The following is a 19,079-nucleotide window of genomic DNA, read 5'->3' on the forward strand; positions in this document are numbered from 1 at the left end:
TGATGCCCAAAAGTGAGGTTTATATGAAACAAGAATCAACTGTTGATTTGTTACTAGACGTTGACCAACGTCCTTCAGCTGGAAAAGGAATTCTCCTTAGCTTCCAACACGTTTTCGCCATGTTTGGTGCAACCATCCTGGTACCATTGATTTTGGGAATGCCTGTATCTGTTGCCCTTTTTGCTTCAGGTGTTGGAACACTTATCTACATGATTTCAACTGGATTTAGAGTTCCAGTTTATCTAGGTTCTTCATTTGCCTTTATCACAGCTATGTCACTGGCTATGAAAGAAATGGGTGGGGATGTATCTGCTGCCCAAACAGGGGTTATCTTGACTGGTTTGGTCTACGTCCTTGTTGCTGCTGGTGTTCGTTTTGCAGGTACAAAATGGATTGATAAACTCTTGCCACCAATCATCATCGGACCTATGATTATCGTTATCGGTCTTGGACTTGCAGGTTCAGCTGTTACTAACGCTGGGCTTGTAGCGGACGGAAATTGGAAAAATGCTCTTGTAGCGGTTGTTACTTTCTTGATTGCTGCCTTTATCAATACAAAAGGAAAAGGCTTCCTACGAATCATTCCTTTCCTCTTTGCCATTATCGGTGGTTACCTCTTCGCTCTAGCTCTTGGGCTAGTTGACTTTACACCAGTTCTTAAAGCCAACTGGTTTGAAATTCCTGGTTTCTACTTGCCATTTAGCACTGGTGGTGCCTTTAAAGAGTACAATCTTTACTTTGGTCCAGAAACTATCGCCATCTTGCCAATCGCTATCGTAACAATTTCTGAACATATCGGAGACCATACTGTTTTGGGTCAAATCTGTGGCCGTCAATTCTTGAAAGAACCAGGTCTTCACCGTACACTTCTTGGTGACGGTATTGCAACTTCTGTTTCTGCCTTCCTTGGTGGACCAGCCAATACAACTTATGGAGAAAATACAGGGGTTATCGGTATGACTCGTATCGCTTCTGTCTCAGTTATCCGTAACGCTGCCTTTATCGCAATTGCCCTTAGCTTCCTTGGTAAATTTACTGCCTTGATTTCAACTATTCCAAACGCTGTACTTGGTGGTATGTCAATCCTTCTCTATGGAGTTATCGCCAGCAACGGTTTGAAAGTCTTGATTAAAGAACGTGTTGATTTCGGTCAAATGCGTAATCTCATCATCGCAAGTGCTATGTTGGTCCTTGGACTTGGAGGAGCTATCCTTAAACTTGGTCCAGTTACCCTTTCAGGTACTGCCCTATCAGCCATGACAGGAATCATCTTGAACTTAATCTTGCCATACGAAAATAAAGACTAAGGGTCTAAATACATCAAAAACGAGCATTTCCAATTACGGAAGTGCTCATTTTTCTTCTTTCTAAAAAAGGAAAGCCCTGCGGCCTTCCTTTGTCTTACTTGCGTTTCTTCTTCGCTTTTTTCATTTTGTTAGCCATGCGTTTCATGGACTGTTTCATGGCAAATTCACCGATTTTACCTTTGAGTCCACCACCAAACATCTGGCTCATATCGGGCATTCCTGCTCCTCCGAGAGCTGACAGGTCAGGCATACCGCCTTGTCCCATCATTCCTTCAAGGGCAGACATATCCATTCCTCCCATATTTGGCATATTTTTAGGAAGGTTGTTTGGATTGATCCCCATTTGCTTCATCATTTTGTTCATATCCCCAGACATAACTCCTTGCATGAGTTGTTTAGCCTGGTTAAAGTCCTTAATGAATTTATTAACTTCGACAAATGTATTTCCAGAACCTGCGGCAATACGACGTCGACGGCTTGGATTTAGCAAATCTGGGTTTTCACGTTCTTCAGGTGTCATGGAAGACACAATGGCACGTTTGCGAGCAATCTGACGCTCATCTACCTTCATGTTTTGAAGTGCTGGGTTGTTAACCATACCTGGAATCATCTTGAGCAGGTCTTCCATTGGGCCCATGTTTTGTACCTGATCCAACTGATCAATGAAATCATTGAAATCAAAGGTGTTTTCGCGCATCTTCTCAGCCATTTCAAGGGCTTTTTGCTCATCGTATTCCTTAGAAGCTTTCTCAATCAAAGTGAGCATATCTCCCATGCCAAGGATACGGCTTGACATACGGTCTGGGTGGAAGGTCTCAATGTCCGTAATCTTTTCACCTGTACCAGTGAACTTGATTGGTTTGCCAGTAATGTGTCGAACAGATAGGGCAGCACCACCACGAGTATCGCCATCAATCTTGGTAAGAATAACACCAGTCACTTCCAACTGAGCATTGAACTCACGCGCAACATTGGCCGCTTCCTGACCAATCATGGCATCAACGACAAGCAGAATTTCGTTTGGTTGAGCCAATGCTTTCACGTCACGAAGCTCATTCATCAAAAGCTCATCAATCTGCAAACGCCCTGCTGTATCAATCAAAACATAGTCGTTGTGATTGGCTTGGGCTTGTTCCAAACCTTGACGAACAATCTCAACAGCTGGTACCTCTGTACCAAGAGCGAAAACCGGCACATCAATCTGTTGCCCCAGTGTCTTCAGCTGGTCAATAGCCGCAGGACGGTAAATATCCGCCGCAATCATCAAAGGACGGGCATTTTCTTCTTTTTTGAGTTTGTTGGCCAATTTACCAGCAAAAGTTGTTTTACCAGCCCCCTGCAAACCGACCATCATGATGATTGTAGGAATCTTAGGTGACTTGATAATTTCTGCCGTATCAGAACCTAAAACGGCTGTCAGTTCCTCATCAACGATTTTAATAATTTGTTGCGCAGGATTAAGGGTATCAATGACCTCATGCCCGACTGCACGCTCACGAACTTTCTTGATAAAGTCCTTTACAACAGGCAAGGCAACGTCGGCCTCAAGCAAGGCCAAGCGAATTTCTTTGGTTGCCTCTTGGACATCAGATTCAGAGATTTTTCCTTTTTTACGTAAATTTTTAAAGACGTTCTGCAAACGTTCTGTTAAACTTTCAAATGCCATTTTTCTTCCTCTTATTCTCTATTATCAATGCTTGTTAAAATTTCTATCTGCTCTTGCAGAAAGTCATCATTGGGATAGCGCTCCAAAATCTGGTCAAAAATCTGACTGCGAACAATGTAGTCCGAGTACATGTGCAATTTCATCTCATAATCTTCCAAAATCTTTTCTGTCCGCTTGATATTGTCATAGACAGCCTGACGACTGACACCAAACTCCTCGGCAATCTCAGCAAGACTGTAATCATCAGCGTAGTAGAGCTCTATATAATTCATTTGCTTATCTGTCAAAAGCGCCGCATAAAATTCAAAGAGCGCATTCATACGATTGGTTTTTTCGATTTCCATAACTTTTATTATACCAAAAATTAGCCTAATCTACCACATTAGCAGGCTAATCCGAGAAGATAGCTAGCAAAATTTGAAAAAGACAAGAGACTATCCCCAAGTAATTACCAATTGATAGCTGGCAAAGGGATGTCCCTCTTGATTTTGTAGTTGATAATCTAGTTCAATCTTTTGCCCACCAACTTGATAATGGCTCGTTTGGATGATAAACTCCTGCATGCCCATAGGTGTAGGAATATAGGCTAAACTATCACTATCCTTTAGAAAGCGCATAATGGTCTTGGGATTGGAAAATCGGCTCATCACCAGTTCTTGACCATGAAATTTAATAACCACTTTTTCCTTTTCCTCATTATAGAAAAGCAGGTAGCTATAATCTCCTTTTTCATGCACTTCCACGTCATAAAGCTGGTCAATCACTTCCAACTGCTCATCAAACTGAATCGTATTTCGCATCCGAATCTTCACATCAAGTCCTCTTTCTTGTCTCTTGTCCTACTATTTTACCAAAAACTCTAGCTTTTTGCTATAATGGTCATATGAACGAAAAAGTATTCCGTGACCCAGTTCACAACTACATCCATGTCAATAATCAAATCATCTATGACTTGATTAATACAAAAGAATTTCAGCGTTTGCGCCGGATCAAGCAACTGGGAACTTCCAGTTATACCTTCCACGGTGGGGAGCACAGCCGCTTCTCTCACTGTCTAGGTGTCTATGAAATTGCACGACGTATCACGGAGATTTTTGAAGAAAAATATCCTGAAGAATGGAATCCTGCCGAGTCTCTCCTCACCATGACCGCTGCTCTCCTACACGACCTTGGACATGGTGCCTACTCCCATACTTTTGAACATCTCTTTGACACAGATCACGAAGCCATTACTCAGGAAATCATCCAAAGCTCTGAGACAGAGATTCACCAAGTCCTGCTACAAGTGGCGCCAGATTTCCCAGAAAAGGTAGCCAGTATCATCGACCATACCTATCCTAACAAGCAGGTCGTACAACTCATTTCTAGTCAGATTGATGCAGACCGCATGGACTATCTCTTGCGCGACTCCTATTTTACAGGAGCTTCCTATGGGGAATTTGACCTGACTCGGATCCTCCGAGTCATTCGTCCTGTCGAAAATGGTATCGCCTTTCAGCGCAATGGCATGCATGCCATCGAAGACTACGTCCTCAGCCGTTACCAGATGTATATGCAGGTTTATTTCCACCCAGCAACACGTGCCATGGAAGTTCTCCTTCAGAATCTTCTCAAACGGGCTAAGGAACTTTATCCAGAAGACAAGGACTTCTTTGCCCGAACTTCTCCACATCTCCTGCCATTCTTTGAAAAAAATGTGACCTTGTCTGATTATCTGGCTCTGGATGATGGTGTGATGAATACCTACTTCCAACTCTGGATGACCAGTCCTGACAAGATTTTAGCAGACTTATCACAGCGCTTTGTCAACCGCAAGGTCTTTAAATCCATTACCTTTTCACAAGAGGATCAATTCCAACTCGCCAGCATGAGAAAATTGGTCGAGGACATTGGCTTTGATCCCGACTACTATACTGCCATTCATAAGAACTTTGACCTCCCTTATGATATCTATCGTCCCGAATCTGAAAATCCACGAACACAGATTGAGATTTTACAAAAAAATGGAGAACTGGCCGAACTCTCTAGCCTGTCTCCTATCGTCCAATCTCTTGCTGGCAGTCGCCACGGAGATAATCGTTTCTATTTCCCAAAAGAAATGTTGGATCAAAACAGCATCTTCGCAAGCATCACCCAGCAATTTTTACACTTGATTGAGAACGATCATTTTACACCAAATAAAAACTAGAAGAGGAAATTTATGAGTATTAAACTAATCGCCGTCGATATCGACGGAACCCTAGTCAATAGCCAAAAGGAAATCACTCCTGAAGTCTTTTCTGCCGTCCAAGATGCCAAAGAAGCTGGTGTCAAAGTCGTCATTGCAACCGGTCGCCCTATCGCAGGTGTTGCCAAACTTCTCGACGACTTGCAGTTGAGAGACGAGGGTGACTATGTAGTAACCTTCAACGGTGCCCTTGTCCAAGAGACTGCTACTGGCCATGAGATTATCAGCGAATCCTTGACTTATGAGGATTATCTGGATATGGAATTCCTCAGTCGCAAGCTCGGTGTCCACATGCATGCCATTACCAAGGATGGAATCTACACTGCAAATCGCAATATCGGAAAATATACAGTGCACGAATCAACCCTCGTCAGCATGCCTATCTTCTACCGTACACCTGAAGAAATGGCTGACAAGGAAATCGTCAAGTGTATGTTCATCGATGAGCCTGAGATTCTCGATGCTGCGATTGAAAAAATTCCAGCAGAATTTTACGAACGCTACTCTATCAACAAATCTGCTCCTTTCTACCTCGAACTCCTTAAAAAGAATGTGGACAAAGGTTCAGCCATCACTCACCTAGCTGAAAAACTCGGATTGACCAAAGATGAAACCATGGCGATCGGTGACGAAGAAAATGACCGTGCCATGCTGGAAGTCGTTGGTAACCCAGTTGTCATGGAAAACGGAAATCCAGAAATCAAAAAAATCGCCAAATACATCACCAAAACAAATGATGAATCCGGCGTTGCCCATGCCATCCGTACATGGGTACTGTAAAATAATATGAATATAGAAAAAGCACTCCAGAAATTAGAGATACTGTACTGACCCCAAAAGTTAGACAGAAAAAATCTTACTTTTGGGGTGCAGTTCAAGATTCAGTATTTTTGGTCTATAGTTCTATCCCCTAAATAATTATTAAATCTGAAAAAGGTAGTACATTATGTAAAACCTTTTTCATTTTTTTATTTTACTACGAATTAATATTATTTTTTCTAATGATAATTAACCCACTAATCTTCCTTCATAAATATTGCAGTTCTTTTCTTAGTTAGCTTTTTTTCATAACTCTTTATAAGAATAACCAATAAACTACTTAGTAATCCCAAAATAACTAGACTTAATCTCGGGTTTAAAAGCCAATTAAAATAAGCAGCCAGTATCCCTCCAAAAGGAGCAAAAATGGTAGCTATTACAAAAGAACTAGAAAGTATCTTTCCAATATTATACACAGTACTTTCTTGCTGCTGTATTGTTGTAATCGAAACAGAAGCTATTGTAATTAGTCCGCTCAAAATTGAATAACAAATTCCAAAAAATATCCAATTTTCTACTATTCCACTCGCCATAATGACAAGTGGGATGGTTGCCATTGATATATTCATCAATATAAAAGCATCCTTCTTATTCAAAAAAGTAGAAAGAAAGGTTACTGCTATCAAACTTCCAAATCCAGCAATTGAGTAAACAATCCCAACAAGACTATTTGATAATTTTAATTGATCCTGTAAATAATAAATAATCGTTGCATTGAAGCCTAGCATAGCGATATTCACAACAATAGTAAAGAGTAAAGAAATCCTCAACTTAATATTTGTAAAGTTCTCTTTAAAACCTACAAAAATTTCTTTTATATCATCATTACCATTCTCCTTGTGTTCTTGATCTGGAATATATGAAATTAGTATTGAAAGAAATAATAACAAGAAAGAAGCACTATTAATAAAAAAAATGCTATTAATATTAAACTTTAACATTAGTACCCCTGCTATAGCTGGAGAAATTAATTTTGAAATAGTTCGGACACCTTGAAACTGAGAATTATATTTTTGCAATTCTTCCTTCTCAAATAAGGCAGGAGTAATGACTGAGAATCCTGTTTGAAAAAGTGTCGAAAATAAAGGTATCAAAAATGCAATAACATAGTAAAAAAATATAGAAACTGAATATTTAGATAATATCGGTATTACACTACATAATAATGCAGGTATTAATGTAGACCATAATAGTATTTTTTTCTTATTGAAATTATCTAATAAGTAACCCATAACAAATCCCAAGAAGAATTGAGGTAGCAATTCAATAATCACCATTCCTCCCATTGCAAAAGACGAATGAAATTCTTGGTAAATTAAGATTGGAAAAGCAATTTTCTGAAATCTATCTCCAATATTTGATATAAATTCACCAAAAGTTATTGTATAAAACGTTTTCTTGTTAATATCCAAAATGTCCCTTCTTTCTAGTTAAACCACGATGAATATCACTTTTTATTAAATTGGTAAGACTTATTCCAAACCTCTTTGCAAGAGTTGGTACCGCACTATTTTCACTTAAACCATACATAGTTACTAACTCAATGAAATAAACATCGTCGTCAGATACTCTAAAATCAAGATAACAACTACCATCTATTTAATAATAATCCAAAATAAGTGTTTAGTTGTAACTAAACACTTACCTGTACAGGTAAGATTCAACCTCCGACTATAATGATAATATCCATAATCAATAACAATATTCATGTAAATTTTAAAAGTTTTTTCATACTGAACCTCCCTTTATTTTTTATTTATTGTATAATAAATAAAAAACCTTTGAAATTTTGTTGGGAAAACGGGAAATATGAAATCAAAACTTGGTATAGCACTCAGAAAAATTCGAAAAGGAAAGCAAATCAGTTTATGTTCAATTACATATAACTTTGGATGAATTTATTATTCTTCATGATAATAATTCTACTAGAAGTGTTATGAATAACTTCAATATCTTTAAAGCTTTTTGTTAGATTTATAATTTCAACTATAGCCATCTCTACTCCTTAGTTTACAGCAAAAAATTATGCTTAATTCTTATTGTTTTTGTAAGAAATCAGGGACCCCAATACTATTCCATTCAACAAGCCTAAAGAAAGACCATATTCAACTGGAAAATCTAAAAAAATAGCAAACACTATTCCAATCATCACCCCTAGTAAGGCTGCTGTTAAAATTACATATTCATTTTCTTTCTTCATTTTCTTTACACCTAATTTCCTTTTTGTATATAAGCTGTAGTACTCTCCATCAAGAGCCATTAAGTACTTATGATTTCCTGACTCAACAATCTTACCACCTTTCATTACAAAAATAATGTCCGCATCATTAATCGTTGACAATCTATGAGCTACAATTATTTGAGTACAGCCCTGACTTTTTATATACTTTGTTATTCTTTCCTCATTAATAGTGTCTAATGCACTAGTTGCTTCATCTAAAATTACAATACTAGGATTATTTATTAATGCACGTGCCAGTGCTATCCGTTGTCTTTGACCACCTGAAATATTTGAACCCAAATCTGAGATGATAGTGTTAAATTTCATCGGCATAGCCATGATTTCATCATAGATTTGAACTGCTTTACTAACTTCCTTTATCTTTTGTGAAGTAACTTCGTGCTTTAAAGTTATATTGTCAAGAATACTTCTGTTCAATAAAAATGAATCCTGTGGAACTACTCCTAAATTTTGACTTAATATTTTTTATCTATTTGATTAATATTTACACCATCAAATAAAACTTTTCCTGTATCAATCTTATATAATCCTGATGGTATTTTTGATAACGTACTTTTTCCTGACCTCGGTTGACCGACTAGTGCAATTCTCTGTCCTGACTCAATAGTCAAATTTAAATTTTCTATTACAGGAGCTGAGTCTTTGGAATAAGAGAAAGATAGGTCCTTAATATCTATTCTACTTCAAACGTTTCTAAACTATACTCCGGAAAATAATTTAACCAATAATTAAACATACTATCTTTCATCATGTCCTCCAACCAGTACTAAGTCTTTAGAAGATATCTAAAGACTTAGGTGTACACCTAAACATTTTATCCACCGACAATAATAATATCCATTACCAACAATAAAATTAGGGAATTTTTTAAAATTTTCTTCATATTTAGACTTCCTTTCAGTTTTTATTTATTGTATAATAAATAAAAAACCTTTGAAATTTTGTTGGGAAAATGGGAAATTTGAAATCAAAACTTGGTATAACACTCAGAAAAATTCGAAAAGGAAAGCAAATCAGTTTATGTTCAATTGCTGATAGTAATTTATCTAAATCTCAAATTTCTAGATTTGAACGGGGAGAATCAGAAATCTCTTGTATTCGACTAATCAATATTTTAGATAAATTACATATAACTTTGGATGAATTTATTATTCTTCATGACAATAATTCTACTAGAACTGGATCATTCGCTAACTTGGTGCAATATATTCGAAAACACTACTCCACAAAAAATTTTGATAGTATTATTGAATTACTATCAAACTCTTCAAGTTATAACTTGGGTCCTTATGAAAAGACAATGGTAAAATCGATTCTCTATACAACAAATAAAAATTTTCTCCCCTCGGACGAGGAGTTATTACAGCTAACAGATTATCTTTTTAAAGTTGAAAACTGGGGTTACTATGAAATTATCCTATTAGGTAACTGTGTAAGAACAATTAAATATAACTCCTACTTCCTATTAACTATAGAAATGTTAAAAAATTATATCTATTCAACATTAAATAAGACAAATAAACGGCTTGTTACACAATTAGCAATCAATTGCCTAATTGTTAGTGTTGATAAAGAAGAATTTCAAAATTGTAGTTTTCTTATCAAAGAAGTAAAAAAATTATTAAACAATGAATTAAACTATTATGAACAAACCGTCTTCTTATATACGTGTGGCTATTTTGAATTTAAGCGTAATCCTGCGAACGGAATCGAAAAGATGAAACAAGCACTTCAGGTATTTGAAATTCTAGGAGAACACAATATAAAAGCACAGTACCAAGAGCACTATGACAAATATATTAATCAATGACACAAGGATAGTTAATCTTTAACCACCATAGGATTAATTATTGTTATTCCAATAGTATTTCTGTACTAAATTTTTTATCAAAATCCTTATCATTCAGTACTTTTACAAACATTTCTAGATTTTTTTCTAATTCCTCATACTCATAAAGATAATGATCCAACTCCTCTTGAAACACTCTTATTTATTCGGTTACTTGTTCTACTGTAATTGATTCTGCCAAATTTAATTTTGAAAAGTCATATCTTGCAAGCTTTCGACTGCTCACATCCTCACTCTTCAAATTGATAAGCACTTCCGCCATCTTATTTAAGTTGGCGATTTTTTCATTAATTTGATTTAGTTTTATATCTATCTCTGCTATTTCTTTTACTAACTCGTCTTTAATGTCTTGGTATTTCTTATCTACTTCAGTTAATTCAATGAAGAGGTTAATCTCAGTAATCTTTTCCTGTAGACTCTTAACTGTAGATCTTCTGTATGGTATTACTCGACTATCGTTGGTTAGCTGTCTTATCAATGTTCGTCCTTTGACATACTGATTCTTATCCGAATGTTCTTTGTTATATACAAAGTATGAAGTTGTCTCACGTATAAAGATTTTATATTTTGTTTGATTCTCTTCTTCCAGAATATCTAATTGATAATTGGGAATCATGACCACCCGTCTAACGGGTGGTTTATTTGTCTCGCACCTAACGGAGCGAGACGGACTAATAGTCACATAATTTTCTACCATCCCACTTGCCATAATGACAAGTGGAATGGTTGCCATTGATACATTCATCAAGATAAAGGCATCCTTCTTATTCAAAAAGTAGAAAGAAAGGTTACTGCTATCAAACTTCCAAATCCAGCAATTGAGTAAACAATACCAACAAGACTATTTGGTAATTTCAATTACGTCCATTTTTTTCTCTCATTAATTGGACATAGCCCTTTGTTTCTATTTTTGAATTTAAAAACGAGAACTCTCCGCACATTTTCTCATAAAAATTATTATAATCTTCTTTTGAAAAATCTCCTAAAATCTCTATTTCAAGATAAAATCCAAGACCATCAATCTTATCTAGATTAATCGTTTTATTTTCTAATGCATCATGATAAGTCTTTCTATATTTACTTATTGTAAAAATATTTGAAAAACCATCTTGCAAGATATTCCTTACAAATTCTAATTTTTCAGATTCTAACTCTATTTCACTTTCACTCCACATTCCTTGTTTTATCGTATCTTTTCTTGTGAAAATACTTGCTCTATTATCATCTTCTTGGCGAATTCTGTAGATAAAGCTACCTACCTCATCATTTTCAAATTCTCTTCCTTTTGTTTTAAAATATTCATCAACTTGCTTATTTTCACTCTTAAATTTATAAGATTTTTCTAAATATGAAATAGCATTATTATAATCTCTCTCATCGTTGAGTTCAAATCTAACTTCTAATTCATTCATTAATTTTACCTCTCAATTCTTCAAAGGCTGAAGTCTCTTTACATTCACTCAGTCTATAGTAAGTTTCTGGAGATGTTTTATAGACACAAAGCCTAATATTTTCTTGCACTCATTTTAGCACTTCAATATAATATTGTCAAGATTTTTGATGATATTTTTTTATTTATTTTTTTTAAATACATATTTGTATCTTTTTGGATTAAAAAAACGATGCTTAATTGAACATCGTCTTTACTATTCTGTTATATCTGCAATATAATGCTCGATTTTAAGAGCCATTGACATATTTCCCTCAAGCTTATAAAGGAAATAAGCCGTTTCAAAGTACTCTTTTACTACAACTTTAGAAGAAAAATTCTTACTGACATTTCCCATCAATACATACAAATCAGCCAAAAGATATGTTGTTTTATACGTCTTACATTGCTTTATCGTATCTGTGATTTTAGTAATAGCTTCTTCAGTATTATTCTGCAACCATAGATAGCGACAAACATTATAATTAAATTTAATAGAAAGGTTTAATTCTTCGATTGTTTTTAAATTGAGTTGATTTACTTGATACTCTAACTTTTCTCGAATTTCATTAAAACTCTCTAAATCTTCAATATCATAATAAAAATTAAATAGAGTATTTGAAACTTGAAGGTAGGTCAGGTCAGGTACACTTAACTGAGACAGTACCTTCTCCAATCTTGCCACAGCCTCCTCTTTTTGCCCATAGAAATAAAAATCTATAAGAGATTTTATCCACTCCATATAAAACTTATCTACTAAAGACAAGCGATGTACTTTTACACTCTCTAGTTCATATATATATTTCAAAGACTCATAATTTCGATTTGTGATAAATGTCTGAGCTAACTTCTTAAACTCTGATAGCTCGTCAATCTCCTCTTCAATTTGCTCATTAAAAAAATAATCCATACTAACTTTTAACTTCTTGGACAGAGCATATAAAAAGTCTGCTCCTGGAGTAAATTCTCCATTCTCTAATCGACTAATCTGTCCCTGTTTACATATCCCCTCAGCCAATTCTCGCTGAGACATTTTTAATTCTTTTCGTCTATTTTTTAATCTTGTTGCTAATAGTGTACCCACGTTTGCATTTTCCTTTTCTATTCGATTTCAATTTCAATTGTAACATGATTAAATTTTAAATACAAATTAATAAACCAAAAGATACAAATTATATATAAGCAATGACTAGATATGTTACCTTTGAAAACCTATCCCTTCTTCTTTTGAGATTTTCTTACTCAAACGATTGATAAACGTATTCACTTTAAATGGATTAGATATTAGACTATCATGTTTAAATTTTGTTATTGATATATTTAACAGACCAGAAATAGTCTTGTACAACATATCAAATTCAGGGGAATAATAACGATTTTCCCCATTTTTTAAGCTCTCTATTTCATAACAATCAATTCACCTTGTCACATACCTTAGCCAGAAACATCCATACCAAATCTTTTTGAAAGCTGTTTAAAGATTTGTACTTACTTTCTGAGTTCATAGATCTGAACCTTAACATCATTTGTCAATTCCATAATAAAAATAAGGACATTCCAATAAAGGAAGTCCTTTTTTAACACTACTATAAATCAAAGACATTTTCATGATCCATTTTATTCTATAGTCATTGACCAAAATACTAAATTATTTTTAAAAATGAACTTGTGATAATTGCCTTTAAATAAACATTTTGAATTTTCTTTGTCTTTCTTTACATTACTAAAAATGCCCCCTGCAGGAATCGAACCTGCAACTACTCCTTAGGAGGGAGTTGTTATATCCATTGAACTAAGGGAGCTAGATAAAAACTCTGCTGAAAAAGCAGAGTTTTTTAGTCGAATTAACGACGGATTTCTTTGATACGAGCTGCTTTACCTTGAAGAGCACGCAAGTAGTACAATTTCGCACGACGTACTTTACCGTAACGAACAACTTCGATTTTTTCAACACGTGGAGTGTGGATTGGGAAGATACGCTCAACACCTACACCGTTAGAGATTTTACGAACTGTGTAGTTTTCAGAGATGCCAGCACCTTTACGTGCAATAACAACACCTTCAAAAATCTGGATACGTTCACGGTTACCTTCGACAACTTTCGCGTGTACACGAACAGTGTCACCAGGACGGAATGATGGGATATCTGTACGAAGTTGACCTTCAGTCAAGCTTTGGATTAATGGATTCATTTTATTCTCCTATCTTTGTCAATCTTGAGGAATCTTCCTCAGCGGATAAACTGTATTTTTGTGCGTCCATTACACACAAGATACAGTTTACCAAATTTCCACAAAAAAGTAAAGAAATTTATAGCAGAATTCCTAAAAAAATCGCAACCAAACCACCTAGGTAGGTCAAAGCTAGGTAAGAATAAAAGACTTTCCTATCACTCAGCAACCTTTGGAGTTCGTCATTCAATGTAGAGAAAGTCGTTAAACCGCCACAAAATCCTGTTGCTAAAATAGCATAGACTTCCTTAGACTCCACATGATTGTAGAATAATCCAATTAAAAAACAACCTAGAAGATTGGCTATGAGCGTTCCGAGGGGCAATTTAGAAGTTTGATTATAGCGGGAAAAGAAATACCGTACGAGCGCTCCAAGACCACAGGCAATTGCAAGATAGACCATTACCATTTCTTCCTCCCTAAATAGTAAGCTAAAAGCAGACCTCCACCGATGCTCAAAAGCAAATACAGGACTAAACTAAGATAACGCCCTGTATCAAGCAGTTTTACAGCATCAAGCATTAGACTGGAAAAAGTTGTCAGCCCCCCACAAAAGCCCGTCCCCAGTGCTAAAACAACGCCTTTACTGGTTCCCTTATAGACCAGATAACCCTTGACAAGATAAACCAAGCAGAAAATGCCCAGATAGTTGACAAGAAGGGTTCCCCAAGGAAAGTCAGGACTGGCTGGTAACCAAGTGGAAACTAGGTAGCGGACAAGTCCGCCTAACATAGCAGCTAGAAAAATCCCTAGCGGATAAAATTGTTCTTTTTTCATTTGATGTTTTGATCCTGGTAATCACGCGAACGTTTGAGTATGTCCGTAAATGTTGCGACAATAGTCTCCTGATAGCGCTTGTCCTCTACACGACTTCTAATCTTTTCAAAAATAACTTCTTCTCTCTTAGTATCTAAAATCGGTTTCCCTGAAGCCTTCTTATAGGCAACTACACCCTCAACCAAATGCATTCGTTCTTCTAACAGTTTGACAATTTGGTCGTCGATTTGATCAATTTCTTGGCGAATAATATCTAAATCCATACAGTCTCCTCCTTTATTTGAATTATTGTATCAAAAAGCCATCAAATAGGCTAGTAAAATCCCAACTCACGATAAGAAAAATGCACTGATTGATTGTATCAGCGCACTTTTATTCTTATCCTACTTTAGCAGCCAATTCTTCTGCGAATTGTTCTAAGCGTTCAATGTCTTCTTCCTCGGCAGAAAGATCAACTTTAACACACTCTGAACCTTTTTCTGCTCCTGTTGACACAAAGACACGGTCAAAGTCATCAACAGCCTTACAGAATTCATCATAGAAGGTGTCACCTGAACCAACCACTCCGTAGATTTTACCATTCAAGTTAAGATCTGCTAAGTCTTCGTAGAAGTCCATCATCTCATCTGGCAATTCACCATCACCATAAGTATAGGTCGCAACGATAGCGATGTCTGCTTCCAAGAAGTCTGAAGCGTCAACAGTTGTACATTCATCAACATCGACATCCAAGCCCAAGTCACGTAATTTGTCTGCTACAATATCTGCAATTTCTTCGGTATTACCGGTCATACTGGCAAATACAATTTTTGCTAATGCCATATCGTCCTCCTCAATTTATCTTTCTCCATTATATCACATCTTTTTCATTTTAAAAATAAAAATTCTTGTGCTACAATGAAATGAGAAAGAATTGAGGTTATTTATGGACATTTGCCATCAAATTTTAGAAAAAATCAAAGAATACGACACGATTATCATTCATCGTCATATGAAACCAGACCCTGATGCCTTGGGAAGTCAAGTGGGCTTGAAAGCCTTGCTGGAATATCATTTCCCAGAAAAAACCATCAAAGCAGTTGGTTTTGATGAACCAACTCTTACTTGGATGGCTGAGATGGATCTTGTTGAAGATAGTGCCTACCAAGGGGCACTTGTTATCGTCTGTGATACGGCGAATACTGCTCGTATCGATGATAAGCGCTATAGCCAAGGTGACTTTCTCATTAAAATTGACCACCATCCAAATGATGATATATACGGTGACCTGTCTTGGGTGGATACTAGTTCAAGTAGCGCTAGCGAGATGATTACCCTATTTGCCCAAACAACCCAACTGGCCTTATCAGATTGTTCTGCTGAGTTGCTCTTTGCAGGAATTATTGGTGATACAGGTCGCTTCCTCTATCCTTCTACCACTGCACGGACCCTCCGCCTGGCTGCCTCTCTGAGAGAACATAACTTTGACTTTGCGTCTCTCACTCGCAAAATGGACACTATGAGTTACAAAATTGCTAAACTTCAAGGCTACATCTACGACCATCTGGAAGTGGATGAAAATGGTGCAGCGCGCGTTATCCTGAGTCAAGAAGTCTTGAAACAATTCAATGTTACCGATGCTGAAACTGCAGCCATTGTTGGAGCACCTGGACGGATTGACAGCGTCAGTCTCTGGGGAATTTTTGTGGAGCAGGCTGATGGCCACTACCGTGTTCGCTTACGCAGTAAAATCCATCCTATCAATGAAATCGCCAAGGAACATGATGGTGGAGGCCACCCTCTAGCAAGTGGTGCAAATTCCTATAGCCTAGAAGAAAACGAAATCATCTACCAAAAGTTAAAAAACTTGCTTAAAAACTGATAAAATACTTGCCAAACTTTTTAGAATCTGATAGACTAGTATGGTAACAATCTATGGCTCGCAAAGAGACCATGGCAGAAAGGAAATATTGCAAAATGAAAAAAGATATCCATCCAGAATATCGCCCAGTTGTCTTCATGGACACAACTACTGGTTACCAATTCCTTAGCGGTTCAACAAAACGCTCTAACGAAACAGTTGAGTTCGAAGGCGAAACTTACCCATTGATCCGTGTGGAAATTTCATCAGACTCACACCCATTCTACACTGGACGTCAAAAGTTCACTCAAGCAGATGGACGCGTGGATCGTTTCAACAAAAAATACGGTCTCAAATAATGATAAAAAGACAGCTTCGGCTGTTTTTTTGTTTCTTGAAATCAACTGCTGTTTTCATGTTCCAGACTCATACTCTTCGAAAATCTCTTCGGTAATTTAATGTTAGGGGATTTATACTAACAATAGACTTTTAACCCTAAAATTGATAAAATAGGGAAGAAAATAATTGTAAAAGGAAACTATAAATCACCATGATGAATATGCAAAACATGATGCGCCAAGCACAAAAACTTCAAAAACAGATGGAACAAAGTCAAGCAGAACTTGCTGCTATGCAATTTGTTGGCAAATCTGCTCAAGACCTTGTTCAAGCGACCTTGACTGGAGATAAGAAAGTTGTCAGCATTGACTTCAATCCAGCTGTCGTTGACCCTGAAGATCTTGAGACTCTTTCTGATATGACCGTTCAGGCCATTAACTCTGCTCTTGAACAAATCGATGAAACTACCAAGAAAAAACTAGGTGCTTTCGCTGGGAAATTGCCATTCTAAGCATAATAAAAACAAGCATTCAAGAGAATACTTGCCTATCATGGGAGGAACAACTGTTCCTCTTTTTTTATTACTAAAAATTAAAGAATTCCATAGCCTGTTTGAACAGTAAATCCGTATACTCTGGGTCTTCTTGGGCAATGGTAACCTGATCTTGAATCATTTCCAATTCATCCGTTATCATGCCGTCTGCTCCTAACTGAACAGATTTATCAAAGGACTCTGAACTATTGATGGTCCACACGTACAATTTCTGATCGGTATTCCAAAGCTTGTTGACAAAATTTTCATCTAAAGTTGAATACTCCATGGTATAACCTGTAGCCTTGGTTCTTGGAAAAATACTATTATAAGGTAGGATTAAAAAGACTGGAATTTGAGTATCGTAGGCTAAAACCTGATCAATCACATGGTAGTCCAAGGATTGCATTTGGTGACCATTCTGCTTAAGAACCGTTCCATATTTTTCCATAAAGCGTTTCATCATATCTGGACTATCTTTTCGACTGGTTTTAATTTCAATGAGGAGTTTTTGATGCAATTCATTAGCTTTATTGAGATAGTCATCAAAACTAGACACCTTGCTATGATAGCCATTTTCTGAAATATTGAGTTTGGTTAATTCTTCCAAAGTGAGATCCTGAGGATTGGCATTAACACCTGTCAAATTTTTGATATTGGCATCATGCATCATGACAAACTGGCCATCTTTTGTTTCTTGTACATCCGTCTCAACAAAGTCTGGACCTAGTTGGGCTGTCCTTTCCAGAGATTGGACAGTATTTTGGACACCATTCTTATTGGATACTCCCCTGTGAGAGATAATCAAAGGTTTATTGGCAACTGGAGCTTCTAAATAAACATAACCCTCAAGGGCAAAAAAGATAGCGGCACAGCCCATCACTCCCCATCTCATCCAGTGGTCTTTCTTTCTCCTTGGTGTGATCTCCAGTTCTTCTCCTGTTAAGAAGGAAACAAACTTAATAAGAAAATAAGTCAAGGCTATGTAGTGGAAATTCTTAATCAAGACAAAGTTGATAATTCCCAGCACAAGAGATTCCTTATGGGTCAGACCATCCATCAGTACCTGACTTGCTAAGATTGGAATCAATAAAAGAATGAAAAATAGGTAGGTTTTGACGACAATCCAAAGCAAGTTCCAAGTATAAAACCAGGAGTGCTTTCTTGTCTTCTCTAGACTGTATCTGACTGCTTCTTTGACTGTTTTTTTCTCAAATAAAAGCTGAGGTAGGGCAAACATGAAACGCACTGAAATGTAAAACAGAAGTAAAGCCAGAATAGTAACCACTATACCCACTAGCCAATACTTGTCTTCCACATAATCAACAATAAAGTCTGGAATAACAATTTTATTGAGGTAGTAAATCTTTAAAATCTTTCGAATCAATGGAAAAAGCATCATGACATAAAAGAAGATAAAGGCTATCTTGGAAAGTGTCACTTGCTTCATAAACAAGAAACTTTGTCGAAAGACCTTACGACTGTACTCCAGCAGAGTTCTCTTCTCATGATAGAGGAGGTGTCGAGCTCCAATAAAGAGAAGTCCTATCTGGTAATAGGCAATCAGTAAATTAACAATTACCAGAACAAATAAAGCGAGACTAACAAATGGCGAACCCTTTATAATGGCAAAAATATTGTTGTAGGATAGAAAGAGATAACCTGTCTGACGGAGCAAAAGTCCAGCAATCCATGAATTTGAAGGTAACCAGACAAACTCAATCATCATGAAAGTCAAGAAAAAGAGAAAGAGTATTTTATCTAGATTAAAGTATATCTGCTTAAAACCTAGATTTTTAGGTTTTTCAGGTTTCATAGGCA

At 36.5% G+C, this 19,079-nt stretch carries 22 protein-coding genes, 1 tRNA gene and 2 pseudogenes; 8 read left to right on the forward strand and 17 right to left on the reverse strand.

Annotated elements, in window-relative coordinates; all coding sequences use genetic code 11:
- Nucleotides 1–23 precede the first annotated feature (23 nt).
- On the forward strand, nt 24–1,307 hold the full coding sequence (locus TZ90_RS05195) for a uracil-xanthine permease family protein (RefSeq protein WP_045612573.1): 1,284 nt from the start codon (nt 24–26) through the stop codon (nt 1,305–1,307).
- 94 nt (nt 1,308–1,401) lie between these two features.
- On the opposite strand, the gene ffh is transcribed toward TZ90_RS05195, so the two are convergent.
- The 3 genes from ffh to TZ90_RS05210 form a co-directional block, all read right to left on the reverse strand.
- Nucleotides 1,402–2,973: a signal recognition particle protein gene (gene ffh / locus TZ90_RS05200; protein ID WP_045611843.1), complete on the reverse strand. Its 1,572-nt coding sequence runs from the start codon at nt 2,971–2,973 to the stop codon at nt 1,402–1,404.
- A gap of 11 nt (nt 2,974–2,984) precedes the next feature.
- On the reverse strand, nt 2,985–3,317 hold the full coding sequence (locus TZ90_RS05205) for a putative DNA-binding protein (RefSeq protein ID WP_045611844.1): 333 nt from the start codon (nt 3,315–3,317) through the stop codon (nt 2,985–2,987).
- Nucleotides 3,318–3,407: 90 nt separating this feature from the next.
- Nucleotides 3,408–3,785, reverse strand: coding sequence for a YwiB family protein (locus tag TZ90_RS05210; RefSeq protein WP_080890733.1), 378 nt, complete (start codon nt 3,783–3,785; stop codon nt 3,408–3,410).
- Nucleotides 3,786–3,856: 71 nt separating this feature from the next.
- Here TZ90_RS05210 and TZ90_RS05215 point away from each other — a divergent pair, with 71 nt between their 5' ends.
- Together TZ90_RS05215 and yidA are read left to right on the forward strand one after the other, a co-directional pair.
- Complete coding sequence (locus TZ90_RS05215) at nt 3,857–5,161, forward strand: HD domain-containing protein (RefSeq protein ID WP_045611846.1); 1,305 nt, start codon at nt 3,857–3,859, stop codon at nt 5,159–5,161.
- Between the two features lie 12 nt (nt 5,162–5,173).
- Nucleotides 5,174–5,980 carry a sugar-phosphatase gene (yidA, locus tag TZ90_RS05220; protein WP_045611847.1) on the forward strand — a complete coding sequence of 269 codons (807 nt, stop codon included), beginning with the start codon at nt 5,174–5,176 and terminating at the stop codon, nt 5,978–5,980.
- A gap of 236 nt (nt 5,981–6,216) precedes the next feature.
- Here the strand turns inward: yidA and TZ90_RS05225 are convergent, their stop codons facing one another.
- Together TZ90_RS05225 and TZ90_RS10235 are read right to left on the reverse strand one after the other, a co-directional pair.
- Nucleotides 6,217–7,431, reverse strand: coding sequence for an MFS transporter (locus TZ90_RS05225; protein WP_045611848.1), 1,215 nt, complete (start codon nt 7,429–7,431; stop codon nt 6,217–6,219).
- Entirely contained in the window at nt 7,421–7,618 is a 198-nt protein-coding gene (locus TZ90_RS10235) for a hypothetical protein (protein WP_338060561.1), read from the reverse strand. Before TZ90_RS10235 ends, TZ90_RS05225 begins: the two co-directional genes overlap by 11 nt.
- A 210-nt stretch (nt 7,619–7,828) precedes the next feature.
- On the opposite strand from TZ90_RS10235, the pseudogene TZ90_RS09925 reads away from it, so the two are divergent.
- Nucleotides 7,829–7,952 (forward strand): annotated as a pseudogene (locus TZ90_RS09925) (Rgg/GadR/MutR family transcriptional regulator); the annotation flags it as partial.
- Between the two features lie 96 nt (nt 7,953–8,048).
- Here TZ90_RS09925 and TZ90_RS10520 read toward each other — a convergent pair.
- Nucleotides 8,049–8,678 carry an ATP-binding cassette domain-containing protein gene (locus TZ90_RS10520; protein ID WP_265183156.1) on the reverse strand — a complete coding sequence of 210 codons (630 nt, stop codon included), beginning with the start codon at nt 8,676–8,678 and terminating at the stop codon, nt 8,049–8,051.
- 38 nt (nt 8,679–8,716) lie between these two features.
- Nucleotides 8,717–8,872, reverse strand: coding sequence for an ATP-binding cassette domain-containing protein (locus TZ90_RS10605; protein ID WP_261275263.1), 156 nt, complete (start codon nt 8,870–8,872; stop codon nt 8,717–8,719).
- A gap of 350 nt (nt 8,873–9,222) precedes the next feature.
- On the opposite strand from TZ90_RS10605, the gene TZ90_RS05240 reads away from it, so the two are divergent.
- Nucleotides 9,223–10,071, forward strand: coding sequence for a helix-turn-helix domain-containing protein (locus TZ90_RS05240; protein WP_045612578.1), 849 nt, complete (start codon nt 9,223–9,225; stop codon nt 10,069–10,071).
- A 43-nt stretch (nt 10,072–10,114) separates the two neighbouring features.
- Here the strand turns inward: TZ90_RS05240 and TZ90_RS05245 are convergent.
- The 9 genes and pseudogenes from TZ90_RS05245 to TZ90_RS05285 all read right to left on the reverse strand — a co-directional run.
- Nucleotides 10,115–10,732: pseudogene (locus TZ90_RS05245) on the reverse strand (helical hairpin domain-containing protein); the annotation flags it as partial.
- Between the two features lie 232 nt (nt 10,733–10,964).
- Nucleotides 10,965–11,522, reverse strand: a complete 558-nt coding sequence (locus TZ90_RS05250; protein ID WP_045611850.1) for a CYTH domain-containing protein — start codon at nt 11,520–11,522, stop codon at nt 10,965–10,967.
- Between the two features lie 234 nt (nt 11,523–11,756).
- Entirely contained in the window at nt 11,757–12,623 is an 867-nt protein-coding gene (locus tag TZ90_RS05255) for a helix-turn-helix domain-containing protein (RefSeq protein WP_045611851.1), read from the reverse strand.
- A 646-nt stretch (nt 12,624–13,269) separates the two neighbouring features.
- Nucleotides 13,270–13,341, reverse strand: a tRNA-Arg gene (locus TZ90_RS05260).
- Between the two features lie 42 nt (nt 13,342–13,383).
- On the reverse strand, nt 13,384–13,731 hold the full coding sequence (gene rplS / locus TZ90_RS05265; RefSeq protein ID WP_001068669.1) for a 50S ribosomal protein L19: 348 nt from the start codon (nt 13,729–13,731) through the stop codon (nt 13,384–13,386).
- Between the two features lie 118 nt (nt 13,732–13,849).
- The gene (gene crcB, locus TZ90_RS05270; protein ID WP_045611852.1) at nt 13,850–14,179 is read right to left on the reverse strand and encodes a fluoride efflux transporter CrcB; all 330 of its coding nucleotides are present in this window, start codon (nt 14,177–14,179) and stop codon (nt 13,850–13,852) included.
- Nucleotides 14,173–14,547: a fluoride efflux transporter CrcB gene (gene crcB, locus TZ90_RS05275; protein WP_045611853.1), complete on the reverse strand. Its 375-nt coding sequence runs from the start codon at nt 14,545–14,547 to the stop codon at nt 14,173–14,175. The genes crcB (TZ90_RS05270) and crcB (TZ90_RS05275) overlap by 7 nt, the downstream gene beginning before the upstream one ends.
- Nucleotides 14,544–14,810, reverse strand: a complete 267-nt coding sequence (locus TZ90_RS05280) for a chorismate mutase (RefSeq protein WP_045611854.1) — start codon at nt 14,808–14,810, stop codon at nt 14,544–14,546. Before TZ90_RS05280 ends, crcB (TZ90_RS05275) begins: the two co-directional genes overlap by 4 nt.
- A gap of 115 nt (nt 14,811–14,925) precedes the next feature.
- Nucleotides 14,926–15,369, reverse strand: coding sequence for a flavodoxin (locus TZ90_RS05285; protein ID WP_001162128.1), 444 nt, complete (start codon nt 15,367–15,369; stop codon nt 14,926–14,928).
- Between the two features lie 103 nt (nt 15,370–15,472).
- Here TZ90_RS05285 and TZ90_RS05290 point away from each other — a divergent pair, with 103 nt between their 5' ends.
- The 3 genes from TZ90_RS05290 to TZ90_RS05300 all read left to right on the forward strand — a co-directional run bounded on the left by TZ90_RS05290 (nt 15,473) and on the right by TZ90_RS05300 (nt 17,237).
- Nucleotides 15,473–16,408, forward strand: coding sequence for a DHH family phosphoesterase (locus tag TZ90_RS05290; RefSeq protein ID WP_045611855.1), 936 nt, complete (start codon nt 15,473–15,475; stop codon nt 16,406–16,408).
- Nucleotides 16,409–16,503: 95 nt separating this feature from the next.
- Nucleotides 16,504–16,746 (forward strand): type B 50S ribosomal protein L31, encoded by a 243-nt coding sequence (locus TZ90_RS05295; protein ID WP_000710764.1) that lies wholly within the window; start codon nt 16,504–16,506, stop codon nt 16,744–16,746.
- A 191-nt stretch (nt 16,747–16,937) separates the two neighbouring features.
- Complete coding sequence (locus TZ90_RS05300) at nt 16,938–17,237, forward strand: YbaB/EbfC family nucleoid-associated protein (protein ID WP_000981526.1); 300 nt, start codon at nt 16,938–16,940, stop codon at nt 17,235–17,237.
- A 73-nt stretch (nt 17,238–17,310) separates the two neighbouring features.
- Here the strand turns inward: TZ90_RS05300 and TZ90_RS05305 are convergent, their stop codons facing one another.
- Nucleotides 17,311–19,074, reverse strand: coding sequence for a glycerophosphoryl diester phosphodiesterase membrane domain-containing protein (locus TZ90_RS05305; protein WP_045611856.1), 1,764 nt, complete (start codon nt 19,072–19,074; stop codon nt 17,311–17,313).
- Nucleotides 19,075–19,079: the final 5 nt, after the last annotated feature.

Source organism: Streptococcus mitis, from assembly GCF_000960005.1.
Classification (GTDB): Bacteria; Bacillota; Bacilli; order Lactobacillales; family Streptococcaceae; genus Streptococcus; species Streptococcus mitis_CK.